This is a genomic window from Shewanella aquimarina (assembly GCF_023349185.1).
GTDB classification, from domain to species: Bacteria; Pseudomonadota; Gammaproteobacteria; order Enterobacterales; family Shewanellaceae; genus Shewanella; species Shewanella aquimarina.
Genome location: NZ_JAKIKY010000015.1, coordinates 71,866 through 94,036, shown reverse-complemented (window position 1 = coordinate 94,036; position 22,171 = coordinate 71,866). Strand labels below are relative to the sequence as shown.

Genomic DNA, 22,171 nt, shown 5'->3' with positions numbered 1-22,171 from the left:
ACTTAGTCGAGTTTGAACTGTCCCACTATCTGTTCCAGCTGCTGATTGGCGGTAGCCAGGTTGACAGTTTCGTTGCGGCTAGACTCGCCGCTGCGAGCCAATTCGTTGGCCATGTCGCAGATGGCGCTCATGTTGCGGGTGATCTCGGCCGAGACAGAGCTTTGCTCTTCGGCGGCGGTGGCGATCTGGGTGTTCAGGTCGTTGATCTGATTGACCGAACTGCCGATGGCGTCGAGATCCGTGGCTACTCTCTCTGTGGTGCTCGCGGTTTCCAGACAGGTCTGCTTGGTGACCTCCATCGAGTGGATCGCGCTGTTAGAGGCGTCTCTGAGATTGCTTAGTGTCTCCTCAATTTCTGCCGTGCTGTCCTGGGTGCGCGCGGCCAGGGCCCGCACCTCGTCGGCCACCACGGCAAACCCCCGTCCCTGCTCGCCGGCTCGAGCGGCCTCGATGGCGGCGTTGAGGGCTAGTAGGTTGGTTTGGTCGGCGATGTCGCCAATCACCTTGAGCACCTGGGTGATATTGATGGTGTCGCGGTCGATCTGGCCTATCTTGTCGGCGGTATGTTCCACCTCCCTAACCAGGCGGTTGACCGTCTCTGTGGCCTGGGCCACTACCTGCTTCGATGCCAGCGCCTGTTCGTTGGTGAGTTGAGTAAAGGAGGCGGTCTCGCTGCCATTTTGGGCGACGTCGTTGGCGGTGGCGCTCATCTCTTCCACCGCGGCGACTATCTGCTCTGTCTCTTTGGTGTGAGCCGACAAGATGTGGCGATTGGTCTCTGTCTCCCCATTGAGTCGCTCGACACTGCCAGAGATATGGGCCGAGGCCTGCAGCACCTCGCGCATCATGGCCTGCAGGTTGGCGATAAACTGATTGATCCCCATGGAGATCTGCCCTAGATCGTCCTCGCTATGTATCTCGAGTCGTTTGGTGAGATCGCCGTTGCCCTTAGACAGTTCGGTAACCATGGCCTTGAGCGACAAGATAGGGCGATAGAGGAGGTACAGGACCCCAAGCAAGATGCTGATGGCGCATAGCAACATGACGGCGGAAGAAACTAGGGCGCTGGTAAGGGCCTGATCGACCACGGCATAGGCGTTCGATTTATCCAGGCCGATGAAGAGGAACCACTGCTTGCCATTAACCAGGGGGATGGCTTTAGAGAAGCCCAGCTTATCGACGCCGTCGATGCGATATTCCTGCATCACCTCGTCGTTGCCGATGATCTTCTGCTGCACCTGAGGCAGACCGAAGTCGCTGAAGCGGCTGCCACTGACTAGGGTGGGGGACTCAGACGCCAATACCTTGCCAGTTTGATCTGTGATGAGGGCGACCGCCCCGGGATAATCGATGGCGCTGACAACATCATGAAGATAGGTGAGTTCTATATCACCCAGCACCACGCCGTCGCCCAGATTCTTCAGGATGGAGATCACCTTGTGGCCTGTACCGTCGTCTATGTAGATGTCGGTGACCTCCAGCTGAGTTGTGGCCTTACCCTGCTGATACCAGGGGCGGGTTCTGGGATCGTACTTGCCGGGGATCGCCTTGCCGTTGAGCCACTTGTCGCCGGTTTCGGTGGAGTAGGCGCTGCCGTCATCGAAGCCGAAATAGATGCGGGCGACCCCGGAGAGATCTGTGGCGAGACGCGCGGTGTTGACATAGTTGTCCTGGTAACTCCCCAGACGGTAGTGCTGGGCCAGTTCATCCATGGCCTGGGCCTTGGCGCCAAACCAGGTGGCAACCTTGGCCGACTCGTTACGGGTGACGCCGGTGAGTTTGTCGTTAACCCTGGCGATGGTGGCCTCTTTAATCTGGACGTAGGAGAGCCAGTTCGAGATCAACAGGCAGAGGGCGACTAGGGTGACCATGGAGGCCACGAGTGATTTCTTGAATCCCATCAATTACTAACTCCATGAGGTGTGGAATAGAAGAGGCCAGAGATGGCCTCTTCTGGAGGGAGCCTGGTCGGGAGGTTAGCCTTTCCAGTTTAAGTTGAAGTCATAGCGGAAGCCGACGGTAACGGCGCGATCGTCGTTTAGGTTGTCGTAGTTCTTATCCAGGTACTCCAGGTGTACGCGCACGTTGGCCAGTGGGTTCCATTCCAGGGTGGTGTTGAAGCCGTCATAGTCCATAGAGCTGATATCCTCGATACCGTCTTTAAACTGGAAGTAGCCCAGCTTGATCTTGTACTCGTTGCTGAGTGGGTAGGCCAGGGCCGTATCTAAGGTGCTGCCGCTGCGATCGCCATGTTGCACCTGATTGTCGAAGTTGTATTGCTTGTCCTGGTAGCTCGCGGCCAGGTAGAGACCGTTGTCGAAGGTGTAGGCGACCACGCCGCCCATGGTCTGGTTGTCGCCGTTTACCTGGCCGTTCTCCAAACTGTCTTGGGTGACATAACCCAGGCCAAGATGCAGGGCACCGACATCGTAACCTACGCCTAGGTTGACGAAATCCGCGCCTGTGTCGCCCTTATCGCCGTCAAACTGGGCGCCGGCCATCCAGGTGAAGCCGCCAGTGACCAGCTTGTAGGTGACGAAGTTGTCGACGAAGAAGGGACTTTCATGGTCGTAGGCGTAAGGGCTGTTGCCGTGGTTGAAGATATCCACGTATTCGGCGATCAGGCTGTATTGGGCCGGACGCTGTTTACCTATGCCCACCTGGCCGTAGGGGGATGCGATGGCCACATAGGCCTGTCTCGCCTTGCCGAAGTTGCCTGAGTTGGCGATATCGACACTCCATTCACCCTGGGCGATGGCGCGCCAGCCGTCGGCAAACTCAGTGCTGGCCTTGATGCCGACCCGAGAGAGGGCGTCTCTCACGTCCCAGGTTTCATCAGTGCTGTCGTCGAGGTAGCTGAGTGTCGGACGAATCGAGCCGTACAGGCTGACTTCGCTGTTCTTGAACTGTGAGGGAGCGGCCTGAGTTTCCAGCTGAGCGATACGCTGGTTGAGCGCCTCGACCTGCTCGGCCAGGGGCTGCTCGGCGGCGTAGCCGTTAGTGGCGGTGAGTGCCAGCGCGGTGGCGATCATTGAGGTGCGAAAAACAGTATTATGATTTTTCATGGCTTTCTGCCTTCAATAGGGTTTTCTTGGCATGCGAGTCTCCCTCCTGCCATCGACTCGACGGAGGATAGGGGCGCCGCAGGCGTTTAAAAAAAGGGAGTTAATAGGCCCATGACATCTGCCATGGGCCGGGTTTTGGTTAAACCTTGCCAGCCTTCTTCAGGTCGGCGAACCAGAGGTTGTGATGCTGTTTGGCCCAGTTTTCGTCACAGTAGCCAGAGGTCATGTTTGACATGCCGCCTTCGGACATCACAGTCGCCATGAAGATATGCACCACAGAGAAGGCGCTGATGATGACGGTTGAGGCAATATGCAATACCAGCATCAGGTTGGCCGTGTTCTTGGTGACGCCATAGGTCTCGGGGAACATCATCGCCAGGCCTGAGACCACCATGACACCACCGAACAGGGCGAATACCCAGAACCACAGCTTCTCACCCGCGTTGGCAAAGCCCGCATCGGGGTGCTGTTTCTTGCCGAAGTTGATGTAGCCGCCCAGTACGGCAAACCATTTCAGGTCATAGCTTGCGGGGAACTGCTTAGGCGCCCACATCAGAACCATAAGCACATAGCCGAGGATGAAGGGGAAGGCCATCAACTCATGTAGGCTGCTGGATAGACCCACCAGGGCCGACCAGGAACCCGCGTTCATGCCGGGCTCAAAGTAGAAGCGGCCGCCGCCTAGTACTAAACCAGTAAGGATCAGCAGGATACAAGGGATGGCACCCAGCCAGTGCACACTGACGCTAAGGCCAGACCAACGCTTGATCAGCTTACCCGAGAAGCCATGGTCCAGCTTAGAGACGCCGTTCACCACTACAAACACAATAAATAGTGCGGTGACGCCAAATAGACTGGCAAACAGGGCGAAGGCGATGGTATCGGTCGCGCCCAGGTAGCCAAGCAGCGACTCGTCGGCCTGCTGTGGAATGGACGCAGGCATCAGCAGCTCAGGCTGAGTCGGCATGCCACGGATCTCAGGAATATCACCAGGAATGGCGTGCTCCTGAATGGTTTGCCACTGCTGCGGCTGCAGGGTGGCGGTCTCTTCGGCTAGCGCATAACTGGATGCGAATAGACCGAGCACAATAAGGCTTAACCATCTTATTGCTTTACTCATTGAAAACTCCTTGCGACATCGCTTGTCGCGTTGGAATCTGCCTGTCGCCAGGTAGATTCGTCGATCATTAGGCGCCGTCTAGGCTGGGCGCCGCTTGAAGTTGTTGATTGATAAACTGCAGTAGCTCCTGAGCCAACAGTTGCCAGAAAGGTTGTTTCGCATGTTTGGCTATGCCCTCGCAGAAGGGAGTTATCCAGCGCCCTAGATGGGTTTGTAGAAACTCCGCCGCGAGCTCATTGAGTGCCTCGACATGTTCACTGTTTTCAAGCGTTTGTTGCTCGGCGGCCATGGCATGCAGGCAGTAGAGGAACTCGAGTTCGTTACCAATAAAGTCGGCCGGCTCGTTGAAGCTATCGTCGATGACCAGACCAATTTGTTGGTAGAACTCGGCCACACGAACGGTCTCCTCGGTGAAGATCTGATGATTGCCACTGAGGTAAACCGATTCATAGGGGGCGACTAACAGCTTGTATGGCCCGATACACATGCGATTAAAATCAAATTCCAATTCGGATGCGTCGTCACTGAACTTGCGTGCCTCTATGAGTAGCGGACTGTCTGGCGACTCCTGCTCCAGATAGGCGATTAAGCCTGCGAGAGCCTGAGTATCCGAGGGCGCGAACATCATAGATTTAAAGGCATGGTAAGCCATTGCCGTTGGGCCATATTCTGCTGTCATTATGCGCGTTCCTTAATGATCACTAGGTTAGGTTTGGTGATGCAATCGCCATAGCCTATGCCTTGCTTACTTGCCGATGGACGCTTGAGCACCTCTTGCAGATTGCCGACATCCAGGCACTCTACCGGGCAGCCACTCACACACGCGGGTTTCATGCCGCGATCCAGCAGTTCCACACACATGTTGCACTTGTCTGCCTTGCCGTCGTCCTCGCGGATACTTACAGCCGCGTAAGGACAGGCGCTGGCACACAGGCCACAACCCGTGCACTTCTCACGGTCCAGTACCACGATACCGTCATCGCGCACATGGTAGGCTTTCGCCGGACAGACCATGAGACAGGCTGGGTTTTCGCAGTGCATGCAGGCGTGGGATAACCAGACATCGATAGCGCCATCGTCACGCTGTACTTCATAGCGATCGACTTTACGGAATCTATGGTTCTCGGGCAGTTCATTGTGGATCTGGCAGGCAACGGTACAGGCACCGCAACCGACACAGTTTTCTTGTCTGAACACAAAGCCCACTTTCTTATTTAACGACATCGTTTACTCCTTAGGCTTTGGCAATCGCGACGCGAGTGGAATGATACGCAGAGCATCCACCCATATCGGTCAAGGTGTCGGTGGTGAGGTTGTTGGTACAGCTGTCTTTGCCCTGTGGGTCCATGCGACGCCAGTTATTCTTCGGCGCCATAACTGTTCCTCTGACCACCTGGGTAGAGACCTGAGCGATAAAGTGAGCCTCACCACGTTGGTTGCTGAGCCTTACCCTGTCGTTGTTCTGAATGCCCAACTCTTTGGCATCTTCGGCGTTGATCTTGGCGAAGTAGGCCGGGAAGTTACGAATGTACTTCACGTTGTAGAAAGAGCTGTTGGCACGCTGCGGAATGGCAGGAGACAGCAGACGGAACGGCAGTGTCTTCTCTTCCTGTACCATCTCATCTTCCGGCAGGCCGAAGTCGATCACTGGGTGGTAGCCGGCTTCTTTCATCATTTCTGAGTAGAATTCGATCTTGCCGCTTGGCGTCTTATATTTGCCATCGCCGAAGTAAGGGCGTTGGTCATAGACGGTGACAAACTTGTCGCGAATGATCTGCTCATAGGTGATGTTATTGTGTCTGAAGGCGGGCTCTTCCGTGTCGAGGAAGTCACGCAGGATCTGCTCATAGTCCACACGCATCTCAGGGAAGCGGTCTAGCCCCATGCGGGCGCCCAGCTCCTTGAAGAAGATCCAGTTGTCTTTAGACTCGCCGAGTGGTTCGATCACCTTCTCAGAGGTCTGCATGTGATAGCAGTTGTAGTCGGTACCCATGTCTGGGAACTCGAACTGGGTTGCTGCCGGTACGATAATGTCTGCCAGCTCTGCGGTGTCTGTCATCAGGAAGTCGTGAACCACCAGGAAGAGGTCATCACGCATCGCGCCACGGCGACAGGCATTCGAGTCCGGAGCAACCGAGACGAAGTTACCGTTGTAGTTGATCACCGCCTTAATCGGTTTGATCGGCTTGCCATAGGCCGTTGGGTTCTCTGGGTCGAGCGCCTTGGCGATCTCCGTCATGTTGACGTGGCCAACCGTGTCTGGGTTCGGGTGAATATGATCCGCACGGCCCTTGCTGTAGTTCAGGCTGTCATCGGCCTGGGTGTTGTCATAGATGAAGCCGTTACCTATCTTGCCGTACTGGCCGGCAACCGCGTGCATCATGGCGATGGCGCGAGACATGCGGGCACCGTTGTAGTTACGCTGCATACCGTAACCCAGACGCAGTACAGACAGCTCTGACTCGCCATAGACGCGGGCGAATTCGAACATCTTGGCCTTAGGCACGCCGGTGACACGCTCGATCTCTTCGTAGCTCATGGTGTTGAGGCGCTCGAGCAGCTGGTCGTAGCCAAGGGTGTTGGCTTTGATGAACTCGAGATCCGCCAGATCATTTTCCACCAGGTACTTCATGATACCTGTCGCCAGGTGGGTGTCGGTACTCGGTTTTGGCTGTAACCAGATATCGGCCTGAGAGGCGATAGGGGTGCGCACAGGGTTAACCACCAATAGCTTGGCACCTCGGTCACGGGCCTGGTTGATGAACTTGATGCCGTGCACGTTGGTGGCCGTCTCGTTCTGGCCCCAAGAGATGTAGCAGTTGGTGTAGATGTTGTCGTATGGATCCGGGCCCTGGTAGGTACCAGTCACCGACTTCAAGCCTTCATAGGCGGCGAACACACACACCTTACGGTCGAGCTTGCGGGCACCGACGGCGTTGAAGAAACGGCTAGGTCCGCCGTATTTACCGATAACCCCTTCGTGGCCCGAGTAGCTGTAGGGCAGGATAGAGTCGGCGCCGTGATCTTTAATGATCTGCTGCAGACGGCTGGCTATTTTGTCATAGGCCTCATCCCAGGAGATGCGGCGCCATTTGCCTTCGCCTTTCTTGCCCGCGCGTTCCATCGGGTGGAGGATACGGTCGGCGGCATAGGTGTATTGCACATAGGCATGGCCTTTCACGCAGGGAGAGGTACCCATCTTCTTCAGTTCTGAAGCGCCTTCCACGTAGGTCATGCGGCCGTTTTGTACCGTGAACTTCAACAGACAGCGGTCGGCGCAGTTACGTTGGCAGGTGTGGTACTTAATTTCTCCTTGGCGTTTCAATAGTTTGTCGGGCGCGCCGCCTTTTTCGCCTGCACTGGCTATGCCGGGCATAAGGCCGGATAGCGAGCCGACGACGGAGCTGGCTCCGACACCTTGCAAGAAGGTGCGTCTGTTCATTTTCATAAGTGTTCCCCATCTTGATGCGTCTTAAGACGCTTTTTACAGACATTGCTCAAATGTTTGTGAGTCAAAGACTCGCTGCATACCTGTTTTGTTATCGTTTTTCGATTTAAAAAGATGGCAAGACCAGCTGCGAAAGGGGTATGCAAGGGTGCCTCAAGTAGCCTGTCGGTCTCGCCATCAAAACCTTTGTCAGCGTTCCGCCGCCCTGCGCCAGGCGCTTTCCAGGCCGCAGATGAGCTTAGACTTCACCCAGTTGAAGGCGGCCGACTGATTGACGTTGCCATATAAGAGGTAATTGCCTATCTCGCGGTTTTCCCGGCGACGAATGCGGCAACGCTTGGCCAGCTCTTCGGGCAGCTTGACCCACTGCACTGCGGGTAACATGTCGACGAACTGGCGGGTAAATTCGTTGCAAACTAAGGTGATGGCGTCAGACTCGCTCAACAGGCGCATGGCGGTGGCCACGCTGTCGGTATAGCCGTCTACCTCCATGCACAGCTCCTCTTCGCGGCAGAGGTTCACCAGCAGCGGGCAGCTCAGGTCGTCATAGTTGTCTATCTCAAGGCAGGCATATTGGGTGATGTTGTCCAGGGTGAGTTCCTGCTTAAGGATCGGATGGCCGCTGCGCGCTAGGATGTAGAGATTGTCGGTGGCGGAAAACATCTCGGCGTTGAGGTTTTTACCGTTGAAGCCTTCATAGACCACCACGAAGTCGACATCGCCATTGGCGAGATCGCTGCTGCAGTCATGGGTCAGCACCCTGACATCAAACTTCATGTTGGGCGCCTCGGTGAGGATCTCGTTGCGGATCACCTGTTGTACCGGGTAGATAAACTCATCGTAGGCGTGAATAACATATTGGCCGCCCGATTCTTCCGGGGTAAATACCGAGTGCTGCATCTCGAGTTTTTGATAGTGAGCCACCAACTCTCTGGCCATAGGGATCAGCTGGTGGGTCTTCTCCGTCGCGACAAAACCGGAACAACGACGAATAAAGAGTGAGTCTTTAAATATGTCTCTTAAGATCTTGAGGGTGCGGCTTACACCTGAAGGCGTAATACCCAGTTCATTGGCAGCCTGATGGCTCTGCCCGTGTTCATAGACGGCGATGAACACTTTTAATTGATTGTAATTAAGTTGGTCAATCTTATTCATGGTTGTGAACTGGGTAAATATATTGAGTTATTATCATCTATATATATCTACACACGTTCAGTGTTGAAAGTCACATTTTTTATATGGTCATTATTTAAAGTTTGCATTACTTCTCATGTTTTAATATCTGCATTTTGCAAAATGCGATATTTAAAATTTGCAGACTCTATATATCTTTCAGGGTAACTGGTACGAACGAACAACTTGTAGGCGGGCTATAGGCTAGGCCTTGCTATCTCTAGGGTACGACTAAGTATCTGTTTAGGTGGGATAACTGTTCGATTTGTGAACTTTCGATTTTATTTCACCAAATTTAAATTTATTTTTAATATGAGATGTTCGTCTTTTTACCGCTACTATTATACCCGCGCTCTATAAATAATTTCATCGAATTTATATTTTTATTTTATTCGTGATCTCTATTTGGTTTTCAATTTATAGCTTTATTGTCTGTTGCAAGTTTTATTATTGCCTGTGTATTTTAAATAATAAGAAACCTTCCAGAAGTCATGTTTTTATTTTAGAAAAACATAGTTAAGGAACTCGTTATGTTAGATCGGCGCTCGATATTAAAAATGGCGGCAGGTGGAGCACTGCTCTCATTGGTGCCCGCCAGCACGCTACAAGCGAAAACCCTTGGGAAACGCTATGCCATGGTGTTTGACGTCAGACGTTGTACCGGCTGTCTCTCTTGTACCGTTTCATGTTCCGTTGAAAATCAAACCGAGGCGGGTCGATGCCGTACCCGCGTCAATCAGGCGAGCCTGAGTCTAGGCGAGCGCATCGCCACCCTTGCGGTGCCGAATCAATGTAACCAGTGTGATAATCCTGTTTGCACTCAGGTCTGTCCGGTGGAGGCGACCTACAAGCGCAAGGAAGATGGCATAGTGGTGATTGACCATGAAGAGTGCATTCATTGCCAGCTGTGTGTCGATGCTTGTCCTTATGGTGCCCGTCGTAAAGACGAGAGCCTGGATAACCCGCCCGAGAAGTGTAATTTCTGTATTCACCGCGTCACCCAAGGGCTGTTGCCTGCCTGCGTCGAGACCTGTATCGGCGGCGCCCGTACCTTTGGCGATCTTAACGATCCCGACAGCCAGGTCTCTAAGCTGGTGCGGGACAACAAGGTCTACGCCATGCTGTCCGAGGCTGGCACCTCGCCCAACATCTTCTACATTGGCTTACCGACATCGACCGATGATCAAGCCATTTTGAATCTCAATTACCTCGATTGGCAGCGCTAGGAGTCAAAGATGGATAGACGTAAGTTTTTAACTCAAGCCGGTCTGGTATCTGCCGCGACCATCACAGGTGCCGCATGCAGTCGAGTCGATGCCGAGTCTGAGCCTAAGAAGACCCAGGACATTTCACGCTTTGGTCATCCCGTGGCGGCCGAGGGTGGCTTCGATAGCGAGGGTAAATGGCAAAAAACCGCAGGGGTGCGCACCGCCTATTCCCGCTGCTTTAGCTGTTACAACATCTGCGGCCTCAGGGTGCGTGTGGATGAGAAGACGGACAGAGTCTTGAAGGTGGGAGGCAACCCCTATTGTGAGAACAACTCTGGCTCGCCGCTGCCGCTGAGCACAGAGGTGAAGCAGAGCTTTATCGCCCTGGCGGGTGAGGCTGGGCTGAATAATCGCGCCACCACCTGTGCCAAGGGAGCAAGCTGTGTCGATTCGGTGGACGATGAGCGCCGGGTGACCCGGGTGCTGAAACGCGCGGGCAAGCGCGGCAGTGGCGAGTGGGTCACCATCAGCTATGAACAGGCACTTGCCGAGATCATCGAGGGGGGCGATCTCTTTGGCGAAGGTCATGTGGATGGCCTGCGCGCCATTCGCCAGCTGGATCAAGAGGTGAAGCCGGGCCACAGTGAATTTGGCAGTAAAGCGAATCAGCTGTTTGCCACCTTCTGCGCGGAAGACTATTTGCGCGGAAGCTTCTATTCTCGCTTCATGATGCAGTCATGGGGCACGGTTAACCTGGGGACTAAACACGCCTACTGCGGCGCCGCCCAGGCAACGGGTTATAGCCTGGGGATGGCGGCCGGATTCGAAGAATGGCTCAACGATGTCGACTGGGAAAACGTCGAGTATGGCCTGTTTATGGGCACCAGCCCAGGCTCCTCGGGTGTCAGCCTGAACCGCGTCGGTCGAGGTCTTGCCAACAGCCGTGTGGATCGCGGCTTTAAATATGTGTGTGTCGACCCCCTGCTGCGTACCACGGTCGCCGCCGATACCAATGCCACCTGGCTACCGGTCAAACCCGGTCAGGATGCGGCATTCTCCTTTGGGGTGATCCGCACCATGCTCGAGGAGCAGTGGTTTAACAAGGCGCACCTGGAAAATCCGAGCCAGAAGGCGGCCGAGGCCGCGGGTGAGCTTAACTACACCAACGCAGGTCACCTGGTGGTGATGGATCCTAAGCACCCAGAGTATCGCAAGTTTGCCAAGGCAAAAGATTTCGGTTTAGGTGGCGACGAGGCGCTGATCATCAAGGCGGGCACTCAGACCTTAGCGTCGGCGGAGTCAGGCGATAAGGCCGAGCTGTTTGTCAGTAAACGCCTCACCGACAGCCGTGGCCGTAAGGTGACCCTGATGTCGTCTCTCTATCTGCTGCGGGCCGAGGCTCAGCGCACCAGCATGGAGGAGTACGCCAAGCGCAGCGGCATTGCGATCAAAGAGATGCGTCAGGTGGCGAAAGATCTGGCGCACTATGGCCGCAAGGCCTGTGTGGCAGGCAACGGCGGCACCAACTCATCTGACGGTTTCGTGATGGGCTGGATCTGGGCGACACTTAATACCCTGGCGGGTTCCCACGATGCCAAGGGTGGCGCCATCTATGGCAATGGCCCTATCGGCGGCATGGAAGGCTTGTATGATCTGGCCAACATCGAAGGTGGCGTGTCGCTGGACGGTATCGTCAACGCCTGTCGCGATGGCGCCTACGAGGCCTCGACCGAATATCGTCTCAAGGTGGAGCAGGGCAAGAACCCTTATCCCGCCAGCACCCCATGGCATGAGGTGCTGCCCGCCATGAATGCGGCCGAACAGTGGACCAGCCATGCCAACGGCGACCCCTATAGCGCCAAGGTGCTGTTCAACTGGCGCAACAACTTCCTCTACAGTGCGGCGTCTATCAGTCAGGAGGTGGTGGCCAGCATCGCCGATCCTAAGCGACTGCCGCTGGTGGTGGGGATTGACTGTCACATGAACGAGACCAACCGCTACGCCGACTACCTGATCCCGGACCGTTCTATGCTCGAAGAGTATGCGGCGGATCGCATGTGGGGCGCCCATAAACTGGGCGTGGTGGCGGCATCGCCTGTGGTGACCCCGAGAACCGAGAAGAATGAGGCGGGTGAGCATATCTGCATGGAGCAGTTGCTGATCGATATCGCCCTCAAACTCGACTTGCCTGGCTTCGGTAAGGGTGCCCTGGCGACCAGTGATGGCCGTAAGGTGGACCTGTTAACCTTCGAAGATTGGCACGCCAGATACCTGGCCAACGTGGCGGCGCAGTGTGAGCAGCTGCCTAAGGTGACCGAGGAAGATCGTCTCTGGGCCGGGTTGGATTACGCCATGAAGCCACTCAAGCCAAGACTTACCGCCGACGAGGCCGCCAAGGTCGAGGCCTTGCTGTCACGCGGCGGCTACTACCAAGATGACGATCGCTACGAGGGCGACTTCATCAAGGGCGCGGGGGCCAAGTGTCTGCAGATCTATCATCAGGAGGTGGCGCAGCTGCGTCATGCCTACTCGGGTGAGTTTTATCCGGGCACGCCGACCCTGCAAGAACATAAGTTCTGGAACGGCGATACCTGGGAGAGCCATTGGCCCCAAAGCGAGTATCCGCTGCTGTTCTCCAGCTATAAGGCGACGGTACGCTCTAACTACGCGGTGGCCTTTAAACGCATCGGCGAGATCAGCCCGACCAACTTCGTCTACATGCATAGCGATACGGCCAAGACCCAGGGGCTGAGTGATGGTGACCAGGTGCGCCTAATGACCGCTAACGGTAAGCCCTGTGTCGGCACTTTGCAGACAGATATCGGGGTCGCCAAAGGCGCCGTGTGTGTCTCCCATGGCTTTGGTCATAGCGAGGGCTTCGGTGGTGACGATCGCATCATCAATGGCAAGCGGTTACCCGGTATTGCCAGCCGCGCCGGCGGGGTGGCGATCAACCAGATGATCCCGGCGGACCCGACCCGTAACGGCGCCGCCAGTATGCTCAACGATTACTGGACCGGAGCCAACTGTCGTCACGGTATTCCGGTGCGGGTGGAGAAAGCCTAATCCTTGAATCGAATCATTAACCAAGCATAGTTTTAACCATAGTTTTTCTAAACATAGTTATCCTGTAAACCTTTCCCCCGTCGCCTCGGCTTCGGGGGCTTTTTTTATTCAGCTTCAATTTATCTCTTCGTGCTAGTGTGAAGGTTCAATTTGATGGAGCATAAAAACAAGATGACTCATTCCCTATCACTATCCTTATCACTATCTCTTGGCGCTAGTTTTTCCCTATTGTTAGCCGCCCCTACAATGGCGACCACGACCAAGCAGAGTCAATTTTTCGATGCGATTGCCGCCCATTGCGGCCAGGCCTTCGAGGGCAAGGTGACCGCGGGCAACAGCGCCGACTCGGCTTTCAGTGGTAAGAAGCTGGTGATGCATGTGCGCGAGTGTAGCGACAGCGAGCTCAAGGTGCCGTTTCATGTGGGTGAGGATCACTCTCGCACCTGGGTGATCACCAAGACAGACACAGGACTGCGTCTCAAACATGACCACAGACATCAAGATGGCAGCGAAGACAAGGTCACCATGTATGGCGGCGACACCCAAGATGGCGGCAGCGCCGAGCTGCAATCCTTCCCCGTCGATGCTTTCTCTATCGACAACTTCAAACAGAATGGCCTGACCCAGTCGGTCACCAATGTGTGGCACATGGGGATCACAGACAGCCAGTTTATCTACCGCCTCACCCGAGAGAATCGCGACTTTAAGGTGACGTTTGATTTGACCAAGCCGGTTGCCTTGCCGCCGACTCCTTGGGGGCATGAGTAGCCTTGCAATGAAGGCTGGGCATTTTGTTTTGATGCCTGGCCGAGTTGGTATTTGATAGGGTTTTGAAGGTCTAACCTTCTCTGATATCTAGCGCCTGCCCGGCGAGGGATGTGCAAGCACTCTTTTGGCACGGTGAGTGAAGCAAAGCTTCGAGTTTACGAACGAGAGGCATGGATGCCGAACTGGCAGTTAAACAGGGACGTTGTTGGAGTGGGTCCGTATACGCTTCACGGCGGTACTGACCTACATGGATGTTGGGAATGCCAAAAAATGTATGGAACATTTTTGGCCATGCCGCCGAGGGCCAAAAGTGTGCTTACACTAGGTATCCATCGTCTCTTCGATTTAGCGGTTTTGTTGCCGTTGCGGATTAAGTTTTACTGGTTTCGGTAGAGGGGAAGCGGTGTGCAGGTTTGTGGGTGTTGTGCTTGCAAAGGGGGGGTAGAGGAGTAAGCTGGTGGGCTTTCAGAATGGAGTTAGGTGATAATCCTTATCTCTTCTTGCCAAGGATTGCGTCCCTCGTTTCGCATAAGGACATAATGAATACGCTGTTTACCTACATTAAGGCTATCCATCATCAAGCGAGTGATGTGGCCATCATAGATAAGCTCACTAAAACAAATTGTTATTGCGATGATGGTGTGAAGGTTGATGAGGAAGAAACGAGCTATCGCTTCGATAACGACGTGGTGATACGCCACCGGGTCGAGCGTGACAATGCGCCGAGCGAGCAGCTGTGCGAAGAATGCTGGATAAGCTATGAGGTGATCGATAGCGCGCAGCATGCTATCACCCCCTGTAGAAAGACCTTTCATAACGCCTGCCAGGAAAGCTTCTGGCTAAAGATGCAGGCGAGCATCGCCTAATCACACTAGGCTTTAATGTTCCCCCTTTGAGCAAGACCTCCCATGACGACTGAATTGACTACCGAGCGCACCCGCATCCGCCTCTTGGAAGGTCACGAAGCTCAGATGCTGCTGCGATACTATCTTGAAAACCGTGAACATCTGGCCCCCTGGGAGCCCGAACGCCGCGACGATTTCTTCACGCTTGCCCATGCCCAATCTGTCGTGGCCGAGAATACCCGCCTGTATAAGACGGGACTCGCCTTCAGATTCGCCATCCTGAACCGAGAGCAGACAGAGATCATAGGGCTGTGCAATATCACCAACCTGGTGATGGGGATTTTCAAGGCGGCTAATCTTGGTTACTCGGTAGCCGAGCGTTATCAGGGCCAGGGTTATATGACCGAGGCGCTGCGGGCGTTACTCGACTGGATGTTTGACGAGGTGGGGCTGAACCGCGTGATGGCCAACTACATGCCGCACAATGTAAGCAGCGCCCGCTTGCTTGAGAGGTTGGGATTTGAGCGTGAAGGCTATGCCAAGTCATATCTCAAGATTGCAGGAGAGTGGCAGGATCATATTTTGACTGCCAAGTTGAATCCCAATCGGGATAAAGTTTAGGAGGTGGAATCCTCCTTTGATTCTTATCTGGAGGGGGAAGGTTCCCCTTAACATGGTGATGGTTTTTTGGGATTGTTGTTTCTGGCGGAACTGCTCTTTGATGGATTTCTGAAGGTCGAACCTTCATTGCTATCTATCGCCTGCCCGGCGGGGGATGTGCAAGCACTCTTTTGGCACGCTGTGAATATGTCCTTATACGCTTCACGGCGGCGTCCATGCCGCCGAGAGCCAAAAGCGTGCTTACACCTGTATCTAAACGTCTCTTCGATTTGACTGTGTTTAGTGTGATGAGGGAACCAAAAGCTTGCCATCGACTATTACTCTGTAGCAGTCAATACGATTAGTTTTATATAACTCTAACGTGTGCGTGGTAGGTACACCATTGTCGTAATCTGTAATTTCGATAATTCTACGAAGCTCAGGTATGCGTTGAACCGACACATCCCCCTGTTCGCATTGTGCCGAGGCAGTATTTACTTTACTGTATGATTTACGAAAATTTTTTGAGTCTTACTAGTGCGTCTATACATGCTTGGCCTCCTACCAGACAAGGTAGCGTACCTTGCAAGGTCTCGCTAATAAGTTGTTAGCATCCCCAAGCGTAGATTGTATCTTAACGTTGGACTTTAAATTACGAAGATATGGAATATGTTTAATTTACTAGTTACAGGATCTGCTGGGTGGGGCTCGTCTCGTGACACAATGTCCCAAGGGCGAGCTCTCGAATTTACTGCTAGGCATATTGAGGAAAAATTTATGCAAGGCAGTGTCTTAGATATTGAAGCAGTTTTGCGATTACCAACAATTTTCGCATGTGAAAATAGCCGGGATGGAAATCATATACCAGCTCGCGTTGGTACATTAACCAGGGTTCAGCTTTTGAGCGGGGACTATCAATTAGAGTATGTTTTAGATCCAGACATCCCCCCATTCCAAATGAAATATTATTTGGTTCTGCGGCAAGAGACCTTGATATAAATACAACGGCTTCCATCCCCGAATCTTCAAGGAACCACTGGTCGATAAAAGATGTCGACCTATTTAGAACAATATTAAAACACCAAAGTGGTTTTAGGGTTCAGCCAAAGGAATTTAGCATACCAAACGTCGCCGTAGATGGCAGTTTAGTAGCGGTAATGATGCCTTTTGCCGGGTTTGACTCTGTTTACCAATCGATTCGAATGGCATGTTCTGGTGCGGGATTGAATTGCTTGAGAGCTGACGATATTTGGGAAAATTCTTCAATCATCCAAGATATATTTAGTTTGATTTATCGTGCGAAAATAGTTGTTGTTGACTTCTCAAACAAAAATCCAAATGTAATGTACGAAACTGGTATTGCTCATACTCTAGGAAAAACCGTGATCCCAATAGCTCAGTCCATACAGGATATACCATCTGATATGGTTCATCATCGAGCTTTGATATACCACAATAATGGTGAGGGCTTGCAATATCTAGAGCGAGAATTAACTGAGAAGCTAAGAAATTCGCGGTTTTAACACAATGCTAGTAAAAAATGCTAACAAAGTGCTGCTAGGGACAAACCTACGCTGCACTTCGGTTTGCCCCAGAGCACGGCGTTATATGTAATCTGAAAATCGGAGGGTGGATGGATAGCAGAGGGTTGTTAGGTATCTATATTGCTTTCGCAGCGATTTCGTCTGCGGTACTTAGAATTCTGTTAAAGGCTGACTCTGTTGCTGCGAACATACTTGTCACATTATTGGTGTTTACGACTGCTTTATTTGCTTGGTTGTTCCACAAAGAAAAGCGCAGCAGCCGTGCAGATTATGATTTAGATTGAATGGGTTTGATTATAGCGCCTAGCAGCTATGCTTATAGTTGCTTAAGTTCACACCGGCCACCAAAAGTGTGGCCTCTACGGGACTGCCTACGCTTCGCTTTGGCGGCTCCTTAGCAAGGCGTTACCCAACAGAAATTTCTATTCGAAAGCCAAATTTTAGCGCGGTAAGCCTAACGGGCTTTTGTCCAAATGAGCTTTTGCTTTTGATTGTCCGGTGAGGATCAAAGCGGTCTAATCGAAGAGACGATAGATACCAGTGCAAGCACGCTTTTGGCTCTCGGCGGCATGGACGCCGCCGTGAAGCCTCCAGGGACGGAATCTCGGCGTGCCAAAAGTGTGCTTGCACATAAGCCTGCCGCAGGCAATTTATACACCATGAAGCCATGGTTCAATGTTAACCTTCCAAATATCAAAATAAGTTTGATGCTCAGTTAATAAGCCCTTCGATGAAATGCAGCTAGATAGCCTAGTGTTGCACATTCCGCAGGCAATAAGTTCACCATGAAGCCATGGCTTCAAATCCCCTTTATAAACCCCTGAGCTGGTCGAAGATTCACCCCCTAGAAAACCGAGCTGATTCACTATCAAGCCGACTATCGGAGATGTCCCAGAGATTGGAAGAAAGGAGGGAGGGAGCCATCTGACTCCCTACCAGATGCCCGTTATTTGGGTTCAAAGGTAAAAGACTGCCCGGCCAGTGCGGCCTCATACATCAGGCCACCTTTGGCGGCGGTGAAGATTGCCATGCCGTTGATGTAGGCGGCGCTGGCGGCCTTGTTGCTGCCGGACTTGCCTGCGCCCGCCGAGTTACCTGTGGTGCCCACCTGGGCGTTGGCACCGACATTGATGGCGACGGCCGAGGCGGTGGCGCCAAACTCGAAGCTGCCGCTGGTAAATTCTTGATAGGATTTGGCATCCTTGAAGAAGATGATCTCGCTATAGGCCTGTCCGCCGAGCTGAAAGCCGATGGAGAGTTGTGACAGGCTGGAATCGCCGGTATGCACACCGCCCTTGTAGACCCGGCCCTTACCGTAGGCGGCACCTATGCCGATACCGCCCTTGCCGACTGTGGGAAAGATGGCGTAGCCATAGGCGGAGTTGAAGAACTTCTGGGTGTCGGGGGCTTTCTTGAAGTTGGCGATGGTTTCGCTATAGCTGTCGGCGGCAAGTGTCATGGGGGACGTCAATAATCCCAATGCCACATAACAGCTTAGAATTAAGGTAGACAGATACTTTTTCATGATGACCTCCATTGATTTGGATGGTTCTAGCATAGTCCTCCTGAAGTGGGATGAAAATCAATTTTGCATAAAAAAGCGCCAATATTGGCGCTTTTTCGATTGATGTCAGCTCGGGTTCAGTTTATTTGGCTTCGTCCTGGTTTTTGCCCAGCACATAGTGCTCGAACCACAGCTTGTCCCAATCCATCTTGGCCTGTCTGTGCTGGTATTTGCTCAGACCATGGCCTTCACCCGGGTAGACCACTAGCTCGACCGGCACATTCAGGTAGTGCTTGAGGGCGCGGTAGAGGCCTTGGGCATGACCCAGAGGCACACGCTGATCGTTTTCACCTATGTGGATCAGGGTCGGTGTCTTGATCTTGTCGGCGTGGGTCAGCGACGAGCCATGGGTATAGGCCTCTGGCTTCTCCCAGGGCAGGCCCTGCATGAAGTTGATCACATGGCCTGGGGTGTCCTCTAGCATCCATTGCAGACGCTGGTCGAACACGCCGGCACCCGAGCTCGCTGCCTTGAAGCGGTTGCTGGTGCTGATGAGGGCGTTGGTGAGGTAGCCGCCGTTACTCCAGCCCATTACCGCCATCTTGTCACCGTCGGCGATGCCTTGGGCGATCAGATGATCGACGCCGGCCATGATGTCGGCCACCTCGATCTCATGCTCCTGGCCCACCAAGTCCGTGAGGAACTTGTCGCCATAGCCGGTTGAGCCGCGGTAGTTAGGCGACAGCAGCGCCCAGCCGTTGGCGGTGAAGGTCGAGCGGCCGTAGGATCTGTGCTGCAGCGCATAGGGGGTGGCCGAGGTGGGGCCGCCGTGGATCTGTACGATCAGCGGCAGCGGGCCATCGCTCTTCTTATAGCCTGCGGGAAGATCCAGGATCCCCTCGACCTGGCTGCCGTCGGGCGCGGTCCATTTCACCACAGAGATCTCCGGCAAGATCCAGCTGTCGGTCTGCGGGTTGATGTTGGTCAACCGCTTGTATTTGGCCTTCTTGCTGGCGGCATCGGCGATGAAGAGATCGCTGAAATGATCCAGGCCGTTGTGGCTGAAGGCCAGTTTCTTGCCATTGTGGCTGAAGCTGTAGCTGCCCATGACCAGATCGCCCGCCAGCACAGTGCGTGTGTCGCCTTGTGCCCGGCTATCTATCTCGCTACAGAAGAGTTTGACCCTGGCATGGTCGTAGCCGCGATAGCAGAGTTCGTCGCTGCCCGGACGCCAATGGATGTCGCTTGAGTTGAAGGTGACATCGCCCTCGGCCTTCACCTGGATTGGCTTGGCCTTGTTATCCTCAGGCTTAACCACAAACAGCTTGCCCGGGTGGCCGTCGAAGTCGATGCGAAACGCTAGGCGTTGGTTGTCTTCATGCCAGGCCAGGCCCAGTAGCCAGCCGTAAGGTGAGGGCGCCTGCTCGCGCCAGGCGCTGTCTTCCAGCACCTTGTTCTGTTGTGACTGGGTGTTGTACACCTCGATGTTCGACCAGCCTTCGAGGTTGACCAGTTCGTTGTCCTGGGTGGTGATACGGGCAATCTGGCTGGCGTCCTGGTTGACGCTGAAGTGCCATACCACCTTGTCATCGTCCAGCACCAGGCTCTGTTGGTAGTGCTCGAGATCTAACTTGTAGAGCGGGTTGGTGGTAACCTTGCCGTGGCCATACTTAGGTGCGCCATGCTTGGCGCGGACCTTGGCCCAGATATCTTTGTCTGTGGTGCTCTTGTTGGCGAGGAAGTAGAGGCTCTTGCCGTCTTGGCTGAGCTGAAACTCTTTTACCCCTTCGGCCTCTTTGGTGACAGGCACGGCCTCAGTGCTGCCAAGGGCGATTCTGAACACCTGCGCCTTGCCGTTGTAGGGAGCCTTGTTGTCTTCACGGCTCTGCTTGACCAGGTAGTAGATGGCGCTGCCGTCCGGGCTCCACTGAGGGCTGGATTCGCTCTCGTTGGTGAAGGTCAGGCGGTTGGTCTTGCGTGACTTGGTGTCGATAAGCCAGAGATCTTTCTGCGCCTTGTCCAGCTCCTTGTCCCAGCGGGACTCCAGCCAGAGTGCGTGTTTACCATCTGGGCTGAGCTGAACATTGCCCATGTTGCCTATGGTGAAAAAGTCATCCGTGGTGATCTGGTGAGTACGCTCGGCGGCCAACAGGTTGCCGCTTAGTCCCATGGCGCCCGCACAGAACGCTGCCAATACGGTGAGTTGATATCCCCTTCCCATCTTGATCCCTTCTCTAGTGATTGCTTGAGTATTTCTTGTTAATTGAGGTGTTTAAGCTCGGATACATTAACGTAAAACCGCCCTGGTATAAATTGGGTTAATTATTTTTTGTTGGAATGCATCAGTTGTTGCAGATAATTGAGTTCTTCGGCGCTCAGCAGCTGACGGCTGCTGTTTGGATGAGCTTGGGCTTGTAGGTCTGGGGAGAGCCGGCCCCTGAGATAGGCCGACATGGTGATCTGCTTGAGGCCATAAAGCGCCAACAGGTAGAGGCTGAGGAGTAGAAACAGCCGGGTACTCGCCTGAGCCGCCAGGCTGACCTTGTCGCCCAGCAGGTAGGGCATGATAACTAAGGCCATGCGTACCAGCCAGTTGGTCAACATGGCCAGCGTTAGGGCCAGCAGCCACCTGAACTTGATATCCTTGAGGCTGTCTTGATGGGCGCGGTGTACCCGTCCCTTGAAGCGGCGCAGCAGGCGCAAGATGGCATAGAAATAGAGGCCGGTCTGCAGCACCAATAGCAGAGGCAGCAGGGTGCCCAGTAGGGTGACATGGTTAAACTGGGCGAAGCTACTGGTAGCCAGTAGCTGGCGCATCTCGCTGCTGAGCAGCACGCTGAGACCGATCAAGAGTACCAAGATGATAGCCGGCGCAAAGTGCCGCGACAGGCCGATAGAACCCTTGATGTCGTGCAGGCTGCGATAGCAGTAGAGATAGAGCATGGGCATCATCAGGAAATAGGCCGGAATCAGCAGGATAAACAGCTGTTGCAGCGGCAGCGGTGAGTTGTCTTTGTTGAGCAGGCCGGTAAGAAAATAGAGCGCCAGCAGGCTGAAGATGGCGCCTAGTAGCTTGTGATTGTCGTTGCGGTCACGGTAGAGATATCTGAGGTAAAGCCCCAGGCCGATACAGTGCAGGCCACCCAGTAAGGAGAGCCACCAGTATCCTTCGAATAACAAGCCGTGAGAGTGCGTATCCATAGCCTCATTGTTGACTTAAAGTGGCCGACGAGGCAAGCATGAAGTGGCATTTCGAGGCGAAATCTCACCTAGGGTTAAGGCCCTGATCTCACCTTGGAAATAACGGGTTAACTTAAGGTGATTTTTGGGCCTTATCGTAGCGTTTATTAGTGGGTTTTTCGCTCTGGGTTAGGAGGACTGCTGCTTCTCCTTGGCCAGGCGAAGGTGACGATTGGACGCCGCCGCGGGTGGCTTACCCGGCACCGGACCGCGTTCGGCCCACAGGTGGCGAATGGCCATGATGGGGTGGGGCAGTAACATGCGTGGGCCGGCATAGATCATGATCTCTCTCGCCTTGGCCTTTGGCTCAGGCTTATAGCAATGCACAGGGCACTTGTTGCAGGTGGGCTTGTCCTGGCCGTAGGGGCAGCGATCTAACCTGGTGTGGGCATATTCAAGAAACTCGCTGCACTCTGGGCAGTTGGGCACATCGCCCTTGGCTGGGCAGTGGTCCTTGCAATAGATATGTACCATGGCGGCGATCGTCTTGAACTCTCGCAGCAGCTTACCACTTAGGATCTCTTGGCTCATGATATATCCGACTCATTTACTAGGTTATAGCTAGCCTAGCCCGAGGGAAGCCGGAACAC

19 protein-coding genes are annotated in these 22,171 nt (G+C 53.9%); 8 read left to right on the top strand and 11 right to left on the bottom strand.

Annotation, left to right across the window (positions count from 1 at the left end):
* Positions 1–2: 2 nt before the first annotated feature.
* The 7 genes from L2731_RS17045 to L2731_RS17015 form a co-directional block, all read right to left on the bottom strand.
* The gene (locus L2731_RS17045; protein WP_249254622.1) at positions 3–1,901 is read right to left on the bottom strand and encodes a methyl-accepting chemotaxis protein; all 1,899 of its coding nucleotides are present in this window, start codon (positions 1,899–1,901) and stop codon (positions 3–5) included.
* Between the two features lie 75 nt (positions 1,902–1,976).
* Positions 1,977–3,065 carry a porin gene (locus tag L2731_RS17040; protein WP_249254621.1) on the bottom strand — a complete coding sequence of 363 codons (1,089 nt, stop codon included), beginning with the start codon at positions 3,063–3,065 and terminating at the stop codon, positions 1,977–1,979.
* Positions 3,066–3,204: 139 nt separating this feature from the next.
* Positions 3,205–4,185: a formate dehydrogenase subunit gamma gene (locus L2731_RS17035; protein ID WP_249254619.1), complete on the bottom strand. Its 981-nt coding sequence runs from the start codon at positions 4,183–4,185 to the stop codon at positions 3,205–3,207.
* A gap of 67 nt (positions 4,186–4,252) precedes the next feature.
* A complete protein-coding gene (locus tag L2731_RS17030; protein WP_249254617.1) occupies positions 4,253–4,864 on the bottom strand; it encodes a TorD/DmsD family molecular chaperone in 612 nt (203 codons plus the stop codon).
* On the bottom strand, positions 4,864–5,409 hold the full coding sequence (locus tag L2731_RS17025) for a 4Fe-4S dicluster domain-containing protein (protein ID WP_239853125.1): 546 nt from the start codon (positions 5,407–5,409) through the stop codon (positions 4,864–4,866). The genes L2731_RS17030 and L2731_RS17025 overlap by 1 nt, the downstream gene beginning before the upstream one ends.
* Positions 5,410–5,419: 10 nt before the next feature.
* The gene (locus L2731_RS17020; RefSeq protein WP_249254616.1) at positions 5,420–7,633 is read right to left on the bottom strand and encodes a molybdopterin-dependent oxidoreductase; all 2,214 of its coding nucleotides are present in this window, start codon (positions 7,631–7,633) and stop codon (positions 5,420–5,422) included.
* Positions 7,634–7,822: 189 nt separating this feature from the next.
* Positions 7,823–8,788 (bottom strand): LysR family transcriptional regulator, encoded by a 966-nt coding sequence (locus L2731_RS17015; protein ID WP_249254615.1) that lies wholly within the window; start codon positions 8,786–8,788, stop codon positions 7,823–7,825.
* A gap of 548 nt (positions 8,789–9,336) precedes the next feature.
* Here L2731_RS17015 and L2731_RS17010 point away from each other — a divergent pair.
* The 8 genes from L2731_RS17010 to L2731_RS16975 all read left to right on the top strand — a co-directional run bounded on the left by L2731_RS17010 (position 9,337) and on the right by L2731_RS16975 (position 17,121).
* Complete coding sequence (locus tag L2731_RS17010) at positions 9,337–10,032, top strand: 4Fe-4S dicluster domain-containing protein (protein ID WP_160798716.1); 696 nt, start codon at positions 9,337–9,339, stop codon at positions 10,030–10,032.
* A gap of 9 nt (positions 10,033–10,041) precedes the next feature.
* On the top strand, positions 10,042–13,080 hold the full coding sequence (locus L2731_RS17005; RefSeq protein ID WP_249254613.1) for a molybdopterin-dependent oxidoreductase: 3,039 nt from the start codon (positions 10,042–10,044) through the stop codon (positions 13,078–13,080).
* A gap of 171 nt (positions 13,081–13,251) precedes the next feature.
* Positions 13,252–13,848, top strand: a complete 597-nt coding sequence (locus L2731_RS17000) for a hypothetical protein (RefSeq protein ID WP_249254612.1) — start codon at positions 13,252–13,254, stop codon at positions 13,846–13,848.
* A 539-nt stretch (positions 13,849–14,387) separates the two neighbouring features.
* Positions 14,388–14,714, top strand: a complete 327-nt coding sequence (locus L2731_RS16995) for a hypothetical protein (protein ID WP_249254611.1) — start codon at positions 14,388–14,390, stop codon at positions 14,712–14,714.
* A 42-nt stretch (positions 14,715–14,756) separates the two neighbouring features.
* Positions 14,757–15,314, top strand: a complete 558-nt coding sequence (locus tag L2731_RS16990; RefSeq protein WP_249254610.1) for a GNAT family N-acetyltransferase — start codon at positions 14,757–14,759, stop codon at positions 15,312–15,314.
* A 648-nt stretch (positions 15,315–15,962) separates the two neighbouring features.
* On the top strand, positions 15,963–16,292 hold the full coding sequence (locus tag L2731_RS16985; protein WP_249254608.1) for a hypothetical protein: 330 nt from the start codon (positions 15,963–15,965) through the stop codon (positions 16,290–16,292).
* A gap of 158 nt (positions 16,293–16,450) precedes the next feature.
* Positions 16,451–16,816: a hypothetical protein gene (locus L2731_RS16980; protein WP_249254607.1), complete on the top strand. Its 366-nt coding sequence runs from the start codon at positions 16,451–16,453 to the stop codon at positions 16,814–16,816.
* 110 nt (positions 16,817–16,926) lie between these two features.
* Positions 16,927–17,121, top strand: a complete 195-nt coding sequence (locus L2731_RS16975; protein WP_249254606.1) for a hypothetical protein — start codon at positions 16,927–16,929, stop codon at positions 17,119–17,121.
* A 662-nt stretch (positions 17,122–17,783) separates the two neighbouring features.
* Here L2731_RS16975 and L2731_RS16970 read toward each other — a convergent pair.
* The 4 genes from L2731_RS16970 to L2731_RS16955 form a co-directional block, all read right to left on the bottom strand.
* Entirely contained in the window at positions 17,784–18,362 is a 579-nt protein-coding gene (locus L2731_RS16970; protein ID WP_249254605.1) for a lipid-binding SYLF domain-containing protein, read from the bottom strand.
* Between the two features lie 121 nt (positions 18,363–18,483).
* Positions 18,484–20,562 (bottom strand): S9 family peptidase, encoded by a 2,079-nt coding sequence (locus L2731_RS16965; RefSeq protein WP_249254604.1) that lies wholly within the window; start codon positions 20,560–20,562, stop codon positions 18,484–18,486.
* Positions 20,563–20,663: 101 nt separating this feature from the next.
* On the bottom strand, positions 20,664–21,542 hold the full coding sequence (locus tag L2731_RS16960; RefSeq protein WP_249254603.1) for a hypothetical protein: 879 nt from the start codon (positions 21,540–21,542) through the stop codon (positions 20,664–20,666).
* A 168-nt stretch (positions 21,543–21,710) separates the two neighbouring features.
* The gene (locus L2731_RS16955) at positions 21,711–22,112 is read right to left on the bottom strand and encodes a nitrous oxide-stimulated promoter family protein (RefSeq protein WP_041511807.1); all 402 of its coding nucleotides are present in this window, start codon (positions 22,110–22,112) and stop codon (positions 21,711–21,713) included.
* Positions 22,113–22,171: the final 59 nt, after the last annotated feature.

Bases quoted from the DNA above. Each gene is read 5' to 3' on its own strand.
- L2731_RS17035 (WP_249254619.1), bottom strand. From the start codon at position 4,185: ATGAGTAAAGCAATAAGATGGTTAAGCCTTATTGTGCTCGGTCTATTC.
- L2731_RS17040 (WP_249254621.1), bottom strand. From the start codon at position 3,065: ATGAAAAATCATAATACTGTTTTTCGCACCTCAATGATCGCCACCGCG.
- L2731_RS16955 (WP_041511807.1), bottom strand. From the start codon at position 22,112: ATGAGCCAAGAGATCCTAAGTGGTAAGCTGCTGCGAGAGTTCAAGACG.
- L2731_RS16970 (WP_249254605.1), bottom strand. From the start codon at position 18,362: ATGAAAAAGTATCTGTCTACCTTAATTCTAAGCTGTTATGTGGCATTG.
- L2731_RS17010 (WP_160798716.1), top strand. From the start codon at position 9,337: ATGTTAGATCGGCGCTCGATATTAAAAATGGCGGCAGGTGGAGCACTG.
- L2731_RS16975 (WP_249254606.1), top strand. From the start codon at position 16,927: ATGGATAGCAGAGGGTTGTTAGGTATCTATATTGCTTTCGCAGCGATT.
- L2731_RS17005 (WP_249254613.1), top strand. From the start codon at position 10,042: ATGGATAGACGTAAGTTTTTAACTCAAGCCGGTCTGGTATCTGCCGCG.
- L2731_RS16960 (WP_249254603.1), bottom strand. From the start codon at position 21,542: ATGGATACGCACTCTCACGGCTTGTTATTCGAAGGATACTGGTGGCTC.
- L2731_RS16965 (WP_249254604.1), bottom strand. From the start codon at position 20,562: ATGGGAAGGGGATATCAACTCACCGTATTGGCAGCGTTCTGTGCGGGC.
- L2731_RS16985 (WP_249254608.1), top strand. From the start codon at position 15,963: ATGTTTAATTTACTAGTTACAGGATCTGCTGGGTGGGGCTCGTCTCGT.
- L2731_RS17000 (WP_249254612.1), top strand. From the start codon at position 13,252: ATGACTCATTCCCTATCACTATCCTTATCACTATCTCTTGGCGCTAGT.
- L2731_RS16990 (WP_249254610.1), top strand. From the start codon at position 14,757: ATGACGACTGAATTGACTACCGAGCGCACCCGCATCCGCCTCTTGGAA.
- L2731_RS17030 (WP_249254617.1), bottom strand. From the start codon at position 4,864: ATGACAGCAGAATATGGCCCAACGGCAATGGCTTACCATGCCTTTAAA.
- L2731_RS17015 (WP_249254615.1), bottom strand. From the start codon at position 8,788: ATGAATAAGATTGACCAACTTAATTACAATCAATTAAAAGTGTTCATC.
- L2731_RS17045 (WP_249254622.1), bottom strand. From the start codon at position 1,901: ATGGGATTCAAGAAATCACTCGTGGCCTCCATGGTCACCCTAGTCGCC.
- L2731_RS16980 (WP_249254607.1), top strand. From the start codon at position 16,451: ATGATGCCTTTTGCCGGGTTTGACTCTGTTTACCAATCGATTCGAATG.
- L2731_RS17020 (WP_249254616.1), bottom strand. From the start codon at position 7,633: ATGAAAATGAACAGACGCACCTTCTTGCAAGGTGTCGGAGCCAGCTCC.
- L2731_RS17025 (WP_239853125.1), bottom strand. From the start codon at position 5,409: ATGTCGTTAAATAAGAAAGTGGGCTTTGTGTTCAGACAAGAAAACTGT.
- L2731_RS16995 (WP_249254611.1), top strand. From the start codon at position 14,388: ATGAATACGCTGTTTACCTACATTAAGGCTATCCATCATCAAGCGAGT.